Source organism: Paraburkholderia silvatlantica (assembly GCF_003096715.1).
In the GTDB taxonomy this organism is placed as follows: Bacteria; Pseudomonadota; Gammaproteobacteria; order Burkholderiales; family Burkholderiaceae; genus Paraburkholderia; species Paraburkholderia silvatlantica.
Genome location: NZ_QEOL01000018.1, coordinates 161,171 through 179,596, shown reverse-complemented (window position 1 = coordinate 179,596; position 18,426 = coordinate 161,171). Strand labels below are relative to the sequence as shown.

The window sequence follows — 18,426 nt, the reverse complement described above, 5'->3', positions numbered from 1 at the left end:
TGCCCGTGTGAAAGTAGGTAATCGTCAGGCTCCCTATGCTGTACCGTCCAGAACCCCGGTCTCTCCTGAAGAGAACCGGGGTTCTGGCGTTTGGGACTGAACACCGCTCGCGAGATGTACGGTGCAACACGTCCGTCAGCACGGCAGGTGCACCGTCTGGCGCGATCGTCGCGACCTGCAGCATCGTGGAGGGCGAACGCTCCTTTCCCGCATTTGCGCCCGCATGCAGGCGTGCCCAGACCTTATCGACGCTCTGATCCATACTTGCGGCGTTACAGACCGTGCACGATGCCGCCATCCACACGGATGTTTTGCCCCGTGATATACCCCGCAGCATCCGACAACAGGAAGGCGACCGTTTGCGCGATTTCCTGTGTTTTCCCGAAGCGGCCAACCGGAATGCGGGCGACGATCTCGGGCGTTTCAGGCCAACTGTCGATAAATCCCGGCAGCACGGAGTTGATTCGAATATTGTCCTTTGCGTAGCGATCGGCATAAAGGCGCGTGAACGAACTCAACGCGGCGCGCAGCGCAGAAGAAACAGGCATGGCCTGCTCAGGCGCATCGGCGGCAAAGCTCGAAATATTCACCACCGCGCCACCGCCTTGCTCGAGAAACGCGGGTGTCACGCGACGCAGCACGCGAGCGACGTTGAGCAAGATGAGATCGAGTCCGAGGTGCCACTGTTCGTCCGCAACGGAAAGCAGATCGCCCTTAGGCGGATGCCCCGTGTTGTTCACCACAGCGTCGATGCGGCCATACTTTTCGAGCGTTTCGCCAACGAATCGGTCGATACAGTCCGGCTCGGTTACCGAGCCCGTAAAGCCGAACCCGCCAAGCTCCCTTGCCAGCTCGGCCGCGCTGCCGGAGGGCGACATCAAGGCCAGGCGGTAGCCGCCGGCTGCCAGTTCGCGCGCGATCGCCGCGCCCATACCCTTGCCGGCCGCCGTGACGAGTGCTACTTTTTCTACTGCCATGGTGCTCTCTCCTTGAATGGGATTCAGCGCGTCAGAACTGCGCCAAATGGGAAATCGTCCAGAAACTGTATGGCGTTACGACTGGATTGTCGAATGATGTTTCTTATAGTCTGACGATAAAATATCTACTGGCTCGTTGGTGGATCACCGCGGGCTGATTACCGGCTTTCCACGAGCCAATATACCCGTTGAAACGTTCATTGAAGCCACGCCATCTGCCGCCGCTGAATGCGCTTCGCGCGTTCGACGCATCCGCCCGGCACCTCAATTTCCGCCTCGCGTCCGAGGAGCTCGGCGTCACGCAAGGCGCGGTTGCGCAACAGGTTCGGGTGCTGGAGGAGGCCCTGAATTTGCCCCTTTTCGCGAGGGGGCCGCGAGGTCTCGCTCTCACGACTCAGGGGCAGACTTACTTCGCTGCCGTTCAACGGGCGCTGACGATCGTCGCCGACGCGACTGCGGCGCTGAACCGGCGTTCAACGTCCCTCACGATCAGCACCACGCCGTCCTTCGCTTCGAAATGGCTGATACCCAGGCTTGCAGAGTTTGGAGAGCAACACCCGGACATCGACGTCCGGATCATTGCTGATGCGGCGCTGTGCAACTTCAGGTCCGATGGCGTGGATATCGCGGTTCGGCTCAGCAAGCCGCCGTTCGCGAAAGGTCTCGTGAGCGACCTGCTATTTCCGCTGCAGGTGTTCGCCGTAGCCAGCCCGCAACTGCTCAAGTCCCATTGCCCGGTGCGCACGGTCTCGGACCTGGAAAACTATGTGCTGCTCCACGATTCTCATGATCTGTGGCCGGAGTTTTTCAGCGCCCTTGGTTGCATACACGAACCAGGCGTGCTGAAAGGCCCGCACTTCAGCCAATCGTCGCTCGCCATCGATGCCGCCATTGCGGGGCAGGGCATTGCGCTCACGAGCGAGCATCTCGTCGAGCGCGATATCGTGGCCGGAAGGCTGCAACGCCTGTTCGATTTTTCGTTGCCCCTGTCGCTGGGTTATTACATTGTCCTTCCGCAGGCCGGCGTCCGGTGGGAGACGAGCCAGAAGCTGCGCACCTGGCTGCTCGCCCAATTCAAATCCGCATCGAAAACGGCGCCATAGAGCGCGTTGAAGCGAGCATCCGCAGGCAGCAAATTCTGCGCCACCATCCGCATTGCAGCGCAGCGCCTTACCGTGAGGCAGTCCGTGCGCACGCATTCATCGTTCGATCACCTTGCCGGTGCATAATGACTGAACCGCCGATGCAGTCGATGACTATCCGCCAAGGAGTTCGTCATGCTAGCGAGGAACGAAGAATTCGTCGCCCATCTGCTCTCCGACGTCATGGAATTTGCGCGGGCGCGCTTGCCCGAGCCGACGTTCCAGATCGTCGAGCCTTTCCTGCGGCACTACTACGATTTCGCCGACGCCGAGGATCTGCGCAGCCGCAGCATCGCCGACCTCTACGGCGCCGCCATGGCGCACTGGCGAACCGCACAGCGCTTCGTGCCGGGCAGCGAGCGCATGCAGGTCTACAACCCGATCGTCGAACAGCACGGTTGGCATTCGGACCATACGGTCATCGAAATCGTGAACGACGACATGCCATTTCTCGTCGATTCGGTTTCCATGGCCGTCAACCGTCTGGGGCTCGCGCTGCATTCGGCGCTGCATCCCGTATTCCGGATCTGGCGCGGCAAGGACGGCACGGTCGCGCGTGTGGATGAGGCCGGCGCCAGCGCCGGCGACGGCCAATCGCAGCTCGCCTCGTTCATCCATTTCGAGGTGGACCGCTGCGGCGATGCAGCAAAGCTCGACGAATTGCGCAGCGACATCGCCAAGGTGCTTGGCGACGTGCGGGCGTCGGTAGAAGATTGGCCGAACCTGCTCGAGGCCGCGCGCACCACCATCAAGGCGATGAAGGCGCGCGAAACGAGCGCAGAGGATATCGAAGCTCGTGCGTTTCTCGAATGGATGGTAGCTGACCATTTCACCTTCCTCGGCCAGCGCGATTACGCGCTGGTTTCGCACGACGGCGGCTACGCCCTGCGCGGCGTGGAAGGCTCGGGTCTCGGCATTCTGCGCGAATCGCTGCGCGCGCCGGGCGCGCCCGACATCACGCCGTTGCCGCCCGCAGCCGTAGACATCATCAGCGGCGCGTGGCCCATTTTCCTGACAAAAGCGAACTCGCGCGCCACCGTGCACCGGCCCGGCTATCTCGACTACGTTGGGGTGAAACTTGTCGGCGCGGACGGCAAAGTGTGCGGCGAGCGCCGCTTCGTGGGCCTCTACACCTCGACCGCCTACATGGTCTCCACCGCCGAAATCCCGATCGTGCGGCGCAAATGCGCGAATATCGTGCAGCGCGCGGGGTTCCTGCCAAAAGGCCATCTCGGCAAATCGCTGGTGACGGTGCTGGAAACCTATCCGCGCGATGAATTGCTGCAGGCGAGCGAAGACGAGCTTTTCGATATCGCGCTCGGTGTGCTGCGCTTGCAGGAACACCAGCGCACGCGGCTATTCGTGCGGCGCGACCGCTTCAACCGCTTCGTTTCCTGCCTCGTGTACGTTTCGCGCGACAAGTACAACACCGACTTGCGGCGGCGGATTGCAAACCTGCTTGTGGAGGCCTTTAACGGCGTTTCCGTGGAGTTCACGCCGTTGCTTTCGGAGTCGGCGATCGCGCGGATCCATTTCGTCGTGCACGCCGAGCCCGGCTCGATGCCCGAAGTCGACACGCACGAACTGGAAGCGCGGCTCGTGCAGGTCACGCGCCGCTGGCAGGACGATCTGGCCGACGCGCTGCTAGATGCATTCGGCGAAGAGCAGGGCACGCGCCTGTTGCATCGCTACGCCGATTCGTTTCCGCCCGGTTATCGCGACGACTATCCGGCGCGCACGGCGGTACGCGACATCGAACTGATCGAGCGGGTGCAGGGGACGCAGCACATCGCGATGAATCTGTACCGCCCGATCGAGGCGGGGCCGCGTACGTTTCGCTTCAAGGTCTATTGCACGGGCGAAGCGATTGCGCTCTCGCGCAGCCTGCCGATGCTGGAACATCTCGGCGTGCGCGTGGATGAAGAGCGGCCCTATGTGATCGAGGCGCCGTCCTGCGCACCTGCATGGGTCCACGATTTCGGCCTCGAACTTGCGGACGACGCCGAATTCGACATCGAACGCGTGAAGGGGTTGTTCGAAGATGCGTTCGAAAGCGTCTGGAACGCCCGCATCGAAAACGACGATTTCAACCGGCTCGTGCTGCGCGCCTATCTGAGCGCGCGCGAAGTCACGATCCTGCGCGCCTATGCAAAGTATCTTCGCCAGGTGGGCTCGACATTCAGCGACGCCTATATCGAGCGTGCGCTAACCGGCAATCCGGCGATCGCCCGGCAGCTCGTCGAACTGTTCGTACTCCGGTTCGATCCGCGGGATTCACAGGCACGGGAAGAACGCACGGCGCTCATGCTCGAGGCCATTGAAAGCGCGCTGGACCAGGTGCCCAATCTCGACGAAGACCGTATCCTGCGGCAGTTCCTCGGCGTGATCAATGCGACGGTGCGCACGAACTATTTCCGCCGCGATGCCAACGGCGCAGCGCGGCCCTCGCTTTCGTTCAAATTCGATCCGTCTAAAGTGCCGGGCCTCCCCGAGCCGAAGCCCATGTTCGAGATCTGGGTCTACTCGCCGCGCGTGGAGGGCGTGCATTTGCGCGGCGGGCGCGTCGCGCGCGGCGGCCTGCGTTGGTCGGATCGCCGCGAAGACTTCCGCACCGAAGTGCTGGGCCTCATGAAAGCCCAGATGGTGAAGAACGTTGTGATCGTGCCGGTGGGGTCGAAGGGCGGCTTTGTCGTGAAGAACCCGCCGCCGGCTAGCGACCGCGAAGCATGGATGCGCGAGGGCGTGGCGTGCTATCAGACCTTCCTGCGCGGCCTGCTCGATCTCACCGATAACCTCGTGAACAACGCGATCGAGCCGCCGCCCGATGTCGTACGCCACGACCCCGATGACCCGTACCTCGTCGTGGCCGCCGACAAGGGCACGGCCACGTTCTCCGACTACGCGAACGCGATCTCCGCCGAATACGGTTTCTGGCTCGACGACGCTTTCGCCTCGGGCGGCTCCGTGGGCTACGACCACAAGAAGATGGCGATCACGGCGCGCGGCGCATGGGAGTCGGTCAAGCGGCATTTCCGCGAAATGGGCGTGGATACGCAAGCCACCGATTTCACCGTGGCCGGCATTGGCGACATGTCGGGCGACGTGTTCGGCAACGGCATGCTGCTCTCGCCGCATATCAAGCTCGTCGCAGCCTTCGATCACCGCCATATTTTTCTCGACCCCAATCCCGATACGGCGGCGAGCCTGGCGGAACGCGCGCGGCTCTTCGCGCTCGAACGCTCGAGCTGGGCCGACTACGATCCCGCTACGATATCGGCGGGTGGCGGCGTGTTCGCGCGCACCATGAAGACAATCCCGCTTTCGGCCGCAGTGCGAACGACGCTTGGCATCGAAGCGGCGGCGCTCTCGCCAACCGAATTGATTCGTGCGATCCTGCTTGCGAACGTCGATTTGCTCTATAACGGCGGCATTGGCACGTATGTGAAAGCCACGCGCGAGACCAATGCACAAGTCGGCGACAAGGCCAACGACGCGGTGCGCGTGAACGGCTCCGAACTGCGCTGCAAGGTCGTGGGCGAGGGCGGTAATCTCGGTGTCACGCAGCTCGGGCGCATTGAATTCGCGCAGCACGGCGGCCATATCAATACCGATGCGATCGACAACTCGGCAGGCGTGGATTGTTCGGATCACGAAGTGAACATCAAGATCCTGCTTGGCCTCGTGGTGGCCGACGGCGAGATGACGACGAAACAGCGCAATAGCTTGCTCGCCGAAATGACCGACGAAGTCGGACTGCTGGTGCTGAGCGACAACTACTACCAGACGCAGGCGCTTTCGATTGCGGGCCGCTACGCTGTGGAACTGCTCGATGCCGAATCGCGCTTCATGCGCTGGCTCGAGCGCGCAGGACGTCTGAGCCGCCATATCGAATTCCTGCCGACCGACGACGAAATCGCCGAACGCCAGGCCGCGAAACTCGGACTCACGTCGCCAGAGCGGGCCGTGCTGCTCGCTTACAGCAAGATGTGGCTCTACGATGCGTTGCTCGACTCATCCGTGCCGGAAGACCCGCTCGTCGCGGATTTGCTGATCGACTACTTCCCGCAGCCGCTGCAGCAGCGCTTTAGCGAACCCATGCATCGGCATCCGCTGCGGCGCGAAATTCTCGCGACCCATTTGACGAACGCGCTCGTGAACCGCGTGGGCTGCGCATTCGTGCATCGTTTGATGGAGGAAACCGACGCACAACCCGGCGAAATCGTGCGCGCGTGCATCATGGCGCGCGACGTATTCGGCCTCAACGATATCTGGCGCGCCATCGACGCGCTCGACAACCGTGTGCCCGACGACGTGCAGGCGCGCATGTTCGTCGACATCGCGCGGCTGCTCGAACGCGCGGTGCTGTGGTTCCTGCGGCATCTGCAGGCGGGCGCGGTGGATAACGATGGTATGAGCACGCTGCTGGCGCGTTGTCGCGACGCCGCTCAGCACCTCGCGCCGCAATTGCCGACGCTGTTGCCCGAAGCGGATCTCGAAGCGCTTTCGGCACGCCAGGGCGAGCTCGTGAAGGCGGGCGTCGAAAACGCGCTCGCGCTGCGCGTGGCGAGCGGAGACATTTCGGTAGCGCTGCTCGACATCGCCGATGTGGCGGCGGCGTGCGACCGCCCGCTGGAGCGCGTTGCGGCGGCGTACTTCGCCCTGGGAACGCGGCTCAACTACAGCTGGATTGGCGAGCGTGCGGCAACGCTGCCGACGCCGACGCATTGGGACACCATGGCGCGCGCGGCGGCGCTCGCCGAGGTGGCGCACCTCAAGCGCGCGCTCACTACGAGCGTGCTTGCACAAGGCGCCGATGCCGCCGACGCACAAACGCTCGTGGACGCATGGTGCGCTCAGCACGAGGCTGCGCTGGAGCGTTATGGGCAGTTGCTGACGGAACTGCGTGCTTCGAGCGGCGTGAGTCTTTCCGTGCTGCTCGTGATCGCGAGGGCGATGGCGGCGCTCGAACGGGCTTGAGGCGCTGAGCGATGACGGCGGTGCAAGCGGCTCACGCGGCGGCCGCTTCGGTCACCGCTTGCGTGCTCGCCACGGCCGCAGCATGTTCGCGAATCAGACGATAGACCGTCTCGCCGGGCACCGTCTCCGCTTCGAGCAACTGATCGGCTATCGCGCGCAGCACCGGCTCGTTCGTACGCAGCAACGCGAAACATGCGTCGTTGAGTTCGTGCAGCAGCCCGTTCGCGTGCTCGATCGCGGTCTTCAACTGCAAGCCCGCGACCTGTTGCGGCAGCGCCGCGAGGCTGAACAGATTGCCATCCGTGTTGAAGCCGTGCTTCGACACCATGTCGAGGCTGATGCGCGACGCTTCCTGCAAATCCTGCGCCGCGCCGCTCGATGCTTCGCGAAACATGAGCCGTTCCGCATTGCGCCCGCCCAGCAGCACCTGGATCTCGTTGCGCATTTCCGTCTCGCGATACAGGTACTTGTCCTGCATTTTCGTGATCAGCGCCACGCCCAATGCACCGCCGCGCGGCAAAATCGTCACTTCTTCGAGCACGCCGGTGCCGAGGAGCGCGGCGACGAGACCATGCCCCGCTTCATGGATCGCAATGCGCGTGCGTTCGTCGTCCGAAAGCGCGCGCTCCGCGCCGTTGACGTCGCCGATGCGCGCAATCTTGATCGCCTCGAGAAAATGCACTGCGGCCACTTCCTGCTTACCGGCCTTGCGCGCGACGAGACCCGCCTGATTCACGATCATCGAAAGCGTGGCCGGCGAAAGGCCCGTGGTCAGCCGCGCGAGCTGGTTGAAATCGAGGCCGTCGGCTTTCGTTTTCAGATTGCCGGCGTAAAAGCGCAGAATTTCCGCGCGATCCTCCAGGTCGGGCAAACGCACCTGCACCGTGCGGTCGAAACGGCCTGGGCGGCGCAGCGCTTCGTCGAGATTGTCCGGGTGATTGGTCGCGGCGACGATGATCACACCTTCATTCGATTCGAACCCATCCATCTCCGCGAGCAACTGGTTGATGATGCGGTTGCTTTCCGCCTCGACCGGGCCGCCGCCCGTATCGGTGCGCTTGCCGAGACCGTCTGCTTCGTCGATGAAGATGACCGTGGGCGCGTTCTTGCGCGCGAGTTCGAACAGGCGCTTGACCTTCTGAATGCCCACGCCGTAATACTTCGCGCTGAAATAGCTGCCCGTGATGGCGATGAAATTCGCGCCGCATTCGCCTGCGAGCGCCTGCGCGAGGCGCGTCTTGCCGACGCCTGGGCCGCCCGTCATCAGCACGCCGCATGGCGCGCGCACGCCCATGGCGGTGAACTGCGCCGGCTCGATGAGCCACGCACGCACGTCGGCGAGCGCGGCTTTCGCTTCGCCTGCGCCGATCACGTCGTCGAAGCGCAAAGCTGGCGATTCGCCGAGCAATTGCGCGCCGCCGCCCATTTCCCGGCGCATGAACCACAGCAAGCCTCCTAGCATCAGCACGGGGAGCACCAGACTGAGCGCGTCGCGCACGCGGTCGAGGGCTTCTGTCCAACGCTCGGCGCCGACGCGCACATCGGCGTGAGGCAACCAGACGAGTTGCCAGGGAGGCGTCGCGCCCGGCTTCAGGTCGCCGAGCAGCAGGGCGTTCGCGAACGCGCCATTGTGATCGGCCACATAATACCTTTCGCCCTTGATCGTCGAGACGAGAATCGCTTCGCGGCTCACGCCGATTGCGGCGACATCGCGATCGCGAATATCGCGCAGCAATTCCGAGGCATCTTTCTCGCGCTTCGTCCATGGCGATGCGTCATGCCGCATTTCGCTGGCCACACCCGTCAGCGCAGCCGGCTGGGACTGCGCAAGATTCGCTGCATGTCGCCAGTAGAAGAAGCCAGCCGTCGCCGCGAGCGCGACCGCGCCTACCCACAACGCCGCATATCGGCCAAAGCGTGACCACCGCGAATTCCTTGCCGGTTTCATGAATCCATTCCTGCCTGGCGCCGCCATAACGGTGCCAGATAATCGATCGTGGGACTGGAGGCGCTCGAACGTCTCGCCTTGCGTAGTCCATGGATAGTCAGGAATACGAAAACGACCCTTTTAATCGCGCTGCTCCTTTGGAATTATGCCTGCGTTGGGCGGCGAGCGAAAAAAGGGATTGGCGGATAGCCGCCGCTGGTGCCAATCGCCTCGTTCCTGCTCGTCGGCCATTCGATTTTCCGCGCCTTCAATAAGGGTGCGCTGGGCATGCTCAGGGTCGATGGTCCAGCCGTGCCAGCGATCTATTCGTCTTCTGCAACTGCGAGATAGTGGGGTGTCGGCTGCGAAGCCGACGCGCCGCTATTCCTTCGTTCGCTGCGCAACATGGGCTATCCGGTCCCGCACGACGCCGATCGCCTGCTTGAGCGCGTAGACATCCTGAAAATAGCGATACGGAATACGTATCCGGCTCGCATTCGCGTCGATGTTTTCGATTTCTTCGCTCCATTGCGCGATCTGCGAACGGGTCGGCTCGCTGTTGCTCCACACTTCGTCTTCGAGTGCCTTGATTTCGCGGTACCAAACCACGAGCCGCTTTTTCATCCGCGCTTCGAGCAGGCGCGGCAACGCCTGAAGCAAGCCAATCAGGAGCGCCGCGAATGGCACGAGGATCAACAGCCGTCGTTCGATCACACTCGCAAGCCAGAACGGCAGAGAGCGGTACAGGAACGGCTGACCGGATTTGAAGTAGCGGACGCTTTCGTCGGAGACCGGAAATTCTTCCGTCTTCAGGTTAGGGAACGTACCGAGCGGGGTGAAGTAATCCTCGCCGCCGTGAACGGCGTGAGCCGCGTCGAGCAGCAGATAAACGAGCGCCGGATGCAGCGTGTCTTTCGAAACCAGCAGTGCCGTTGCCGCGAGCAGCGTAACGTCGGTGCGCGGCAGATCATCCACGACACTCGTCGACGCGCGCGGCAAGACGATCTTTGAAAGCGACGGGAACTTCTGAACCAGCGCGTCTGCCTGCGCGAAACTCATCAGTTTGAGATTGCTGTTCAGCAGCGTCTTCTGCATCTCGGCGTCGGGCCTGCCGATGAAGAACGCCGCGTCGATCCGGCCGCTTTCGAGCCCTTGATAAGCTGCCGGTGCATCCATTTGCAGCAGGGTGGAGTTCTGGCTCGTGATGCCGCTGTAGCCGAGCAACACCTGCGCAACGTTAAGCAGGCCGCTGCCGGGCACGCCCGTCGAAATCTTCTTGCCACGTAGTTGCGACAGCCGGTCGACCGTCGTGTCGCCGCGATAGAACACCCAGATCGGCTCATACGACACGGCGGCAATCGTCTGCAGACCGTCGGTCTCCTTCGGGCTGGTGGTACCCGACTGGATGAACCCGGCTTCGTAGGCGCTGTTCGGGTCTCTCAACCGCTCATAATTTTCCACCGAGCCGGAAGAACTGCGGATATCGAGTTTGATGCCCGCGCGCTTCAGGATGGGCGCATAGCGATCCGCAAAGCCGCGATAGATGCCGTTGTCCGCGCCGCTGGTCATGACGATGGTGCGCTGGAACGCGGGTGCGGCGACGATCGCCACCACCCAGCCAAACGCAGCCAACAGAACGATTACGCCGGCGATCAGGAAGCGCCGCTTCGCCCTGGTCATGGGGGCTTTCTGGCTGCGATGCAGTGCCGGATTGTGTCGGGGCATCGTTATTTGCGCCTCCAGGATTTAGCGCAGCAAGGTCTTTATTGTAGCGGCGTCATCTGCGCCGCTCCTCGAGACACCCACGCAACGTTCGCGCAAGCCGGGTGGCCTCACCCGCATCCGCAACGTTCGCGAACCCCATCACAAGGCCGCGCGGCGTGTGCTGCGTGCCGCCATTCGCGTACCAGCTCGAAAGCGGCAGCACGGCGAGCCCTGCTTTGCGGGCGCGCCCGGCAACGGCGACGTCGTCGACCGGACCATCAGGGCCTTCGCCGAACCGCACCGCGAACTGGATTCCCGCCGGCGGCAATTCGACAATCAGCCGTTCGCCGAAGGCCTGTTCGAGTGCATGCACGATCAGCACGCGCCGCTGGGCATATAACGCACGCATGCGCTTCAGATGCCGCGCAAAATGCCCCCGCTCGATGAAATCCGCCAACGCCGCTTGCAACAGCGTCGGCGATCCGGCATTCATGCTGTACGCCACCCGGGCGACGCGCTCGACGGCCCGCTCGGGCACCACCGTATACGCGAGCCGCAAACCGGGAAACATCACCTTGCTGAACGTGCCGCAGTAGATCACACGATCGTGCCGGTCGAGGCTCTTCAGCGCCGGCAAAGGACGGCCGAGATAACGGAACTCGCTGTCGTAATCGTCTTCGACGATCCAGCTCGACGCTTGCTCTGCCCAGTCCAGCAGCGCCATGCGTCTCGCGAGAGACAGCGTGCGTCCGAGGGGGCTCTGATGCGACGGCGTGACCAGCGCGAAGCGCGCCTGCGCATCGAGGCGTTTGCCGCGTTCGACATCGATACCCTCATCATCCGCCGGTACCGCCACGAGCTGGACGCCGGTCTCGGCCAGAAAACCGCGCGCGAGCAGATAGCCCGGATCTTCGAACCATACGCGATCGTTCGGGCGGGCGAGACTGCGCAACACGAGTTCGAGCGTCGCTCGATAGCCGCCGGTCACGAACACCTGCTCCGGCACACAGGTCACCCCGCGCGACAACCCTAGATAGGTGGCGATGTGTTCGCGCAGGGGCCGGTAGCCTGCCGGATCGGGGTACGCGAACATCGCGCGCTCGCCGCTGCGCGCGCGGTGCGAAACGAGACGATTCCACACCTTGATGGGAAACGCGTCGAGTGCCGGCAGCCCGGGCTGCAGCGGCCGCGGCTCGCCGCTCATGGCGGCGGCAATGGCAAGCTGACGCGGCGCCACATGCGCGCCAGGCAAGTCGCCCGGTGCTTCCGGCGTGGCCTTTTCCCTGGCGTTTTGCCTGCTGTTCGAATCCCTCGCGATCTGCGATGGGCGCGTGACCGACGCCGGCAGCGAGGGAGACACGTAGGTGCCTGCCGCGCCGCGCATCTGCAGGTAGCCCTCGTCGACCAGGATCGTATAGGCCAGTTCAACCGTGCCGCGCGCCGTATTCAGCTGTGTGGCGAGGCTGCGCAGGGCGGGCACGCGATCGCCGGGCCGCAGATGGCCAGCAGCGATCGCCGTTCTGATGCGCTCGCAGATCTGCAGGTAGATCGGCGAGTGCTGCTGGCGATCGATATCGATGGTGAATGTGGCGGGCGGCGCGGGCATGACTGTTTTGCTGGCAAGGTGTGCGGAAGTCACTTGGCCTGGTCGAAACGACAATTCTTGGCACTTCTCGGTAGTTCATGATCTTCCCACAATAGCCTCACGCGATGCGACGGCGGCGAAATCGTTCAGTCGATGCGACGCCCGCCAGGCGCTTTTGCGCGTTCACTGCCTCTCATCTGGAGAATCTGTCATGAAGATTGTCGTAATCGGCGGTTCCGGCCTGATCGGGTCGCGTCTCGTGAAGCTGCTTGGCGACGCGGGTCATGAGGCGCTTGCCGCGTCGCCGCGTAACGGCGTGAACGCCGTGACAGGGGAGGGCCTGAGCAATGCGCTAGCGGGCGCCGACGTGGTCGTGGATGTGGCGAACGCGCCCTCGTGGGAGCCCCAGGCGGTGCTCGACTTCTTCCGCAACTCGGCGCGCAACCTCGGCAAAGCGGAAGTGGCCACTGGGGTACGCCATCACGTCGCCCTGTCCATCGTCGGCTGCGAGCGCACGCCGGAGAACGCGTATTTCGTTGCCAAGGTTGCGCAGGAAGAAGCGATCGAGGCGGCGGGCGTGCCATACACGATCGTGCGCGCGACCCAGTTCATGGAATTCATCGGCGCAATCGCCGATTACGGCACCGAAGGCGGTACGGTGCGCGTTGGCGACGGACTGTTTCAGCCGATAGCCGCAGACGACGTCGCGGCAATCCTCGCGCAGGTCGCACTCGCCGCGCCGCTGAACGGCACGGTCGACATCGCCGGCCCCGACCGCCTGCCGTTCGCGGAGATCGTCTCGCGTTATCTGAAATCGGTGGGCGATGCCCGCCCGGTGGTGACGGATCGCGATGCGCTCTACTATGGCGGTCGCGTCGAGGAACAATCGCTTGTCCCGCTCGGCGAAGCGCGGATCGGCCGCATCAGTCTCGACGAGTGGCTGGCGCAAGCATGAGCAAATTGGTGGTCGGAGGGCCGGTCGCCAAGCTTTCGCAGGCATCGCGCGCCGGTGTCCATTTGTCTTGCGCGACTACGCCAGGAGGGAATGGGTAGGTATTTATACCAATGCCGAAATAGGTATCGAGGACAGCGAATTTTTCATTAGAAGGTTATCGGGCTTCTTCATAGACTGTGATCCCTCCGCTCCGGACATACGAGGTTGACGGGCCGCGGGCGACGTCTGGATCGTGCGAAGGACCGGAAAGACGCCCAGGCTCGTTCCGGCGCGGCCGCCGGGAAGCGTTGGAGTCTTTCCATATTAATAAAAAGTCGTCACGGCCCGTGTGAGAGGTCGATGTGACACTCATGAGTCGGGGGAGAAATATGCTAAAGAGGTTCAGCATAAAAAGCGGGCTGACTTGCGTAATTTCGGTGTTTGTCGTCATCCTCGCTGTGACGAGTTCCGCGGGAATCCTGGCGCTGAAGCTGAACAACGACGCGCTGCGAGCCATGCATGAAGTCGATACCAGTTCGTTGGTCGCCCTGAAGACCAGCGATGCGTTGCTTCAGCGTGCACGCGTTTCGCTCGATAGTTACCTTTCGCTATATGGTCTGGGTGACCCGGAGCCCGTCTTGCTTTCGGGCGCACGACAGGATCTGAAGGATTCCGAACTCGAATTCTCGAAGTATCTTTCACTGCAGCCGGGGACGGATTCGGAAGCGGTGAAGCGGCTAACAGGGCGCCGCCGGTCTGTCCTCGACAAGGCAGTCCTGCCGGCGGCCGACGCGCTCGGCCAAATGGATTTCGGCCGCTTCAAGGAACTCCAGGGGAAGGCAACACAGGATGCGGTGGCCTCTTATCAGAGCGCGATGAAGGAACGGGAGATCGCGGTCGTCGACTCGCAGCGGGAACGTTTTGCGCAGGCGCAGTCGCGCTTTCATTGGATGGTGGCCATGCTTGCCGGAACGGCGATAGCCGCACTTGCCGTGGGCATCCTCGCGAGGCTGATCCTCGTCGGAATCGTCGTGCGCCCTGTCGCTGAAATCAAGACCCATCTCGCGCGCATTGCCTCAGGCAATCTTCAGGGCGATGTGCTCGCCGAATATCGGAACGAGATGGGAATGCTCATGGCGGACGTCAGGACAATGCAGGACGCGCTGGTGCGAACTGTCCGCAGCGTTCGCGGCGGAACGGAAACCATCAACGTCGGCGCACAGGAGATTGCCTCCGGAAGCGCAGATCTTTCGCGGCGAACCGAGCAACAGGCAGCGTCGCTTGAACTTGCAGCCGCGAACATGGCGCAGTTGACGCGGGCCGTCAAGAAAAACGCGGAGACGGCCGATACCGTGAGTCGACAGGCATTGGTCGCTTCACAAACAGCATCGGCGGGCGGCGAGGTCGTTCACGAAGTCGTCCGGACGATGCAAGGCATATCGGTGCATTCCAGCAAGGTTGCCGAAATCGTGGGCCTGATTGAAAGCATCGCCTTCCAGACCAACATTCTGGCGCTGAATGCCGCCGTCGAGGCGGCACGGGCTGGAGAACTCGGGCGCGGTTTTGCGGTCGTCGCAAGCGAAGTCCGAAGTCTTGCTCAGCGAAGTGCCCAGGCGGCAAAGGAGATCAAGCATTTGATCGACGCTACCGTCGGGAAGATCGACGAAGGTTCGCTGCTCGCGCAAAGGGCGGGCGCGATCATGACTGAGGTCGTGTCGTCAGTTGCAGCGGTAAGCGGCTTGATGGCCGAGTTGCACCGGGCTACGCAGGAACAGAGCCACGACATTGAACAGGTGAGTGGAGCTGTCCTGCAAATGGACACAACAACTCAGCAAAATGCAGCACTCGTTGAGCAGGCTGCAGCCGCAGCCCAGTCGCTCAAGGAGCAGGCAGCGCTGCTCGACGATGTCGTTTCGGAATTCAAGATTGCATCGGTTACGTCGTAATTCTTCGGTCAGTCAGACGGTATCGTTCACCAGACCCGTGGTGTTGCCGCTCGCGAGCATTAACTGTGCGAGTTCCGCGGTCGCCGTTTGCAGCGCCGATTCGATGGCTGCGACCTGGCCGCTCGGGCTCGTGGCGGTGCTGGCCGCAACGCCGCTCGCGTCCTGACTGGCCAGAACCCGTTCGTGGGCAATGGCTTCCTGTGTTTTAGCAAGTTGCGCACGCAACGAGTTGATGAGCGCTTTCAACTGTTGGATAGCGACACTATTCGTACTGGCGCCCGACAAAACACCCGCGGCTGAACGGGTACTCGCGCTCGCGCTTGCGCCGCCTGACGATGCCGCGGAACCAGCGCTGGTGGAATCTGTGGTCGTGGACGACGAACCTGTGTCGGTAGAACTGGCGACGGTTCCGGTTTGCGGAACTTGGGGGGTTATATTGGCATTGACCTGCATGTTCATTTCCCGCTCTCGAATGGTTCTGCTCGCAAATATCGGCGTGCAGCCCGCTTTCTTTAGCCTTTCACATGATGAATGCGGAGGGAACTAGCTCCCCGGGGCCCGAGATAACGAAGGATGATCTTCATGCCACCGTCGCGCGTCGATTTTTTTAAGCGCCCGGGACGGGTTCGATGCGCCGGATTCGATTGAAATCGCGGGAAGGTGCCCGCTGGCAAAGAGCGCGTGCCGCTCGAAAATCGTGCAGATCTCGCCTGCGGCAAGCAGTTTTTCAAGCCCGTAGGCGCGAGCCGGCGCTAATAGATGGTATTTCACATTCGCACCTTCGAATTGAATCTCAATGAGTGATTTGTCAACCAGTTCGCCGATACAGTCCATCACGGTTTCATTGGATAGCGTGGCGTCGCGGGCGATCTGCGACGCGGCCTGCACCGTGAAGGCGCGGTTGAAGACGCTCAGGCGCCTGAACACCGTTTGCTCGGCGGCATCGAGCATGTCGAAGCACCAGTCGAATGCGGCGCGCAGAGACTGATGTCGGGGCTGGGCGGTGCGATAGCCGCCGGCAAGATAGAGCAGGGGTTCGTCCAGCCCTTCGCGGATGCCTTCCAGTCCAAGTATGGAAGCGCGTCTGGCCGCCAGTTCGAGCGCGAGCGGTATGCCTTCGAGGCGGCGGCAAATTTCCTCGACCATCCGGAGCCGTTCATCGCTCATCTCGGCGTTCACGCCATTCGAAAGCAGCCGCCGCAAGAAGAGACCGATCGCGGGGGAGCGGAGCACGGCATCGCGGCCGTCGCCTGCGCTCGGGAGCGCGAGCGGGCCGACACGATAGACCACTTCGAGCGACACGCGCAGGCGGAACCGGCTGGTGGCGAGAATCGTAACCCGGGGATTGGCACGGCTGGTCAGGTCGACGATTTCGGCCACGTGCTCCACAACATGTTCGGCATTGTCGATGACGAGCAGGCCGGGCAAGCCGGCCAGCACATTCGCCACGGTGCGCAAATCGGGGCCGTTTCCGTCGAATGGCGCGTCGCAGACGTCCGCGAACGCCTGGACGACCGCCGCGCGCGTGACGTGCGCGGCCAGTTCGACGAAGCGCACGTCGACCTCCTGCTCCGTGGCGAGCCGGTGCGCGATCTCGCGGGCAATCCTGGTCTTTCCGATGCCCCCCGCGCCGACGAGCGTCACGATGCGCGCCGAGGACATCATCGAGCGAATTTCGGCGATTGCGGCGTCCCGCCCGAGCAATGGTTCGCCCGCGCGCAGTTCGTTGGGCTCACGCGCCGGTCCGGCTTCATGACGAGGCAACGGCATGATTCGCGCGTCGGGGGCCGCCGCCAGTTGGTAGCCGCGCCCCGGCACCGTCAGGATCAGCTTGCGGTCCGTGCCCAGCGCCTTGCGGATCGCCGAAAGCTGCACATGGATATTGTTCTCTTCGACGATCGTATCGGGCCAGACCGCCTCCATGAGTTCGTCCTTGGAGACAATGCGTCCTGCTGCCAGAGCGATGGTGGCGAGCACATCGAACGCACGGGACCCGAGGTCCACCGCCTTGCCGCCGCGGCGCAGCGCCCGCAAACCGAGATCCAGCTCGCATTCGCCGACCTGAATGACCGGCGCGTGTGGAGCGAACGATGGAGAGACTGCTGTCGCGTGATTCATGTCTTTTCTGCTCGGCATGGCTATGGCAAGGGACTGGGCGTGCGGCAACCCGCCTGGCTTATGGCACTCCGATATCGTGAGCGGATTGATTGCGCGCGGACCGTATCGAGATGGATGATAGGCGACACGTCTTTTCCTCACTGTTATCCACAAATTAACTTTTGTTAATCTGGCGTTGCCGCAATAGCGGCGCAAAGCAATGTGCTCACTGGGGGAGCGGTGTCGCGGAGCGCCGGCGCCAGGTGCTGGACAGAACATTAACTAAATTTAATGACACGCCGAAAATCGAAATATCGGCGCTGGACCGATAATTGGAGGTAAGGTGGCAGAAGCAGGGAAGAGCGGGCTTTGCACGAGTAGCGGCGTGGCGCCGCGGCCGTGTACGGTGGCTACCCGGAACCGCGAGTGGCTGGAATGAAGATCTTGTTAGTGGAAGACAATCTGCAGGTAGCCGGTTTTCTGAGGAAGGGGCTCGAGGAGGCGGGGCACGTGGTCGACTTCGCCGACAACGGCCGGGACGGCACGTTTCTCGCCATGGGTGGCGCATACGACGCGATCATTCTGGATCGCATGTTGCCGGGCGGCGTGGACGGGCTCGGCATCGTCGCGGCGCTGCGGGCAACGGGCAGCAAGGTGCCGGTGCTGATCCTGAGCGCGCTCGATGCTGTGGACGAGCGCATTCGCGGGCTGAAGGCGGGTGGCGACGATTACGTGGTCAAGCCCTTCGCGTTCGGAGAGGTGCTGGCGAGGCTCGAGGTGCTCATACGCCGCTCGCAGAGCGACGTGCTCGAAACGACGCTCAGGGTGGGCGACCTTTGCGTCGATCTGCTTTCGCGAAGAGTCACGCGGGCGGGCAAGGCGATCAGTCTGAAGCCCCGCGAATTCAAGCTGCTCGAATACATGATGCGGCACGCCAATCAGGTCGTGACGCGCACCATGCTGCTGGAGAATATCTGGGAATATCACTTCGATCCGCAGACCAACGTGATTGATGTGCACGTCAGCAAGCTTCGGCAAAAGATCGATGCGGGATTCGAGAGTTCGCTTCTGCGCACCGTGCGAAATTCCGGGTACATGCTTTCGGCCGACACATGAAATCGAGCTCCCTGTGAAGCC

The 18,426-nt window shown here is 62.7% G+C and carries 11 protein-coding genes; 5 read left to right on the top strand and 6 right to left on the bottom strand.

The genetic code is table 11. The features are described from left to right. Positions 1-272: 272 nt before the first annotated feature. Positions 273-977 (bottom strand): SDR family oxidoreductase, encoded by a 705-nt coding sequence (locus C7411_RS23195; protein ID WP_110386386.1) that lies wholly within the window; start codon positions 975-977, stop codon positions 273-275. A 188-nt stretch (positions 978-1,165) separates the two neighbouring features. Here C7411_RS23195 and gcvA point away from each other — a divergent pair, with 188 nt between their 5' ends. After that, the gene (gene gcvA, locus C7411_RS23190) at positions 1,166-2,080 is read left to right on the top strand and encodes a transcriptional regulator GcvA (protein WP_110386385.1); all 915 of its coding nucleotides are present in this window, start codon (positions 1,166-1,168) and stop codon (positions 2,078-2,080) included. Between the two features lie 174 nt (positions 2,081-2,254). Next, positions 2,255-7,096, top strand: coding sequence for an NAD-glutamate dehydrogenase (locus C7411_RS23185; RefSeq protein WP_110386384.1), 4,842 nt, complete (start codon positions 2,255-2,257; stop codon positions 7,094-7,096). 31 nt (positions 7,097-7,127) lie between these two features. Here C7411_RS23185 and C7411_RS23180 read toward each other — a convergent pair whose 3' ends face one another. From C7411_RS23180 to pdxR, 3 genes are all read right to left on the bottom strand, one after another. Further along, positions 7,128-9,044, bottom strand: a complete 1,917-nt coding sequence (locus C7411_RS23180; protein ID WP_110386383.1) for an AAA family ATPase — start codon at positions 9,042-9,044, stop codon at positions 7,128-7,130. Positions 9,045-9,404: 360 nt separating this feature from the next. Next, positions 9,405-10,703 (bottom strand): TAXI family TRAP transporter solute-binding subunit, encoded by a 1,299-nt coding sequence (locus C7411_RS23175; RefSeq protein WP_110386382.1) that lies wholly within the window; start codon positions 10,701-10,703, stop codon positions 9,405-9,407. 97 nt (positions 10,704-10,800) lie between these two features. Continuing rightward, positions 10,801-12,333, bottom strand: coding sequence for a MocR-like pyridoxine biosynthesis transcription factor PdxR (gene pdxR / locus C7411_RS23170; RefSeq protein WP_110386381.1), 1,533 nt, complete (start codon positions 12,331-12,333; stop codon positions 10,801-10,803). A 190-nt stretch (positions 12,334-12,523) separates the two neighbouring features. Here pdxR and C7411_RS23165 point away from each other — a divergent pair, with 190 nt between their 5' ends. Together C7411_RS23165 and C7411_RS23160 are read left to right on the top strand one after the other, a co-directional pair. Then, positions 12,524-13,267, top strand: a complete 744-nt coding sequence (locus tag C7411_RS23165; protein ID WP_110386380.1) for an SDR family oxidoreductase — start codon at positions 12,524-12,526, stop codon at positions 13,265-13,267. Positions 13,268-13,617: 350 nt separating this feature from the next. Beyond that, a complete protein-coding gene (locus tag C7411_RS23160; RefSeq protein ID WP_110386379.1) occupies positions 13,618-15,192 on the top strand; it encodes a methyl-accepting chemotaxis protein in 1,575 nt (524 codons plus the stop codon). A 12-nt stretch (positions 15,193-15,204) separates the two neighbouring features. Here the strand turns inward: C7411_RS23160 and C7411_RS37110 are convergent, their stop codons facing one another. Both C7411_RS37110 and C7411_RS23150 read right to left on the bottom strand, forming a co-directional pair. Next, a complete protein-coding gene (locus tag C7411_RS37110) occupies positions 15,205-15,651 on the bottom strand; it encodes a hypothetical protein (RefSeq protein WP_133253695.1) in 447 nt (148 codons plus the stop codon). Positions 15,652-15,735: 84 nt separating this feature from the next. Further along, positions 15,736-17,310, bottom strand: coding sequence for an ATP-binding protein (locus tag C7411_RS23150; RefSeq protein WP_165822871.1), 1,575 nt, complete (start codon positions 17,308-17,310; stop codon positions 15,736-15,738). Positions 17,311-17,724: 414 nt separating this feature from the next. Between C7411_RS23150 and C7411_RS23145 the strand changes: the two genes are divergently transcribed. Beyond that, the gene (locus tag C7411_RS23145; protein ID WP_110386376.1) at positions 17,725-18,405 is read left to right on the top strand and encodes a response regulator transcription factor; all 681 of its coding nucleotides are present in this window, start codon (positions 17,725-17,727) and stop codon (positions 18,403-18,405) included. Positions 18,406-18,426 lie beyond the last annotated feature (21 nt).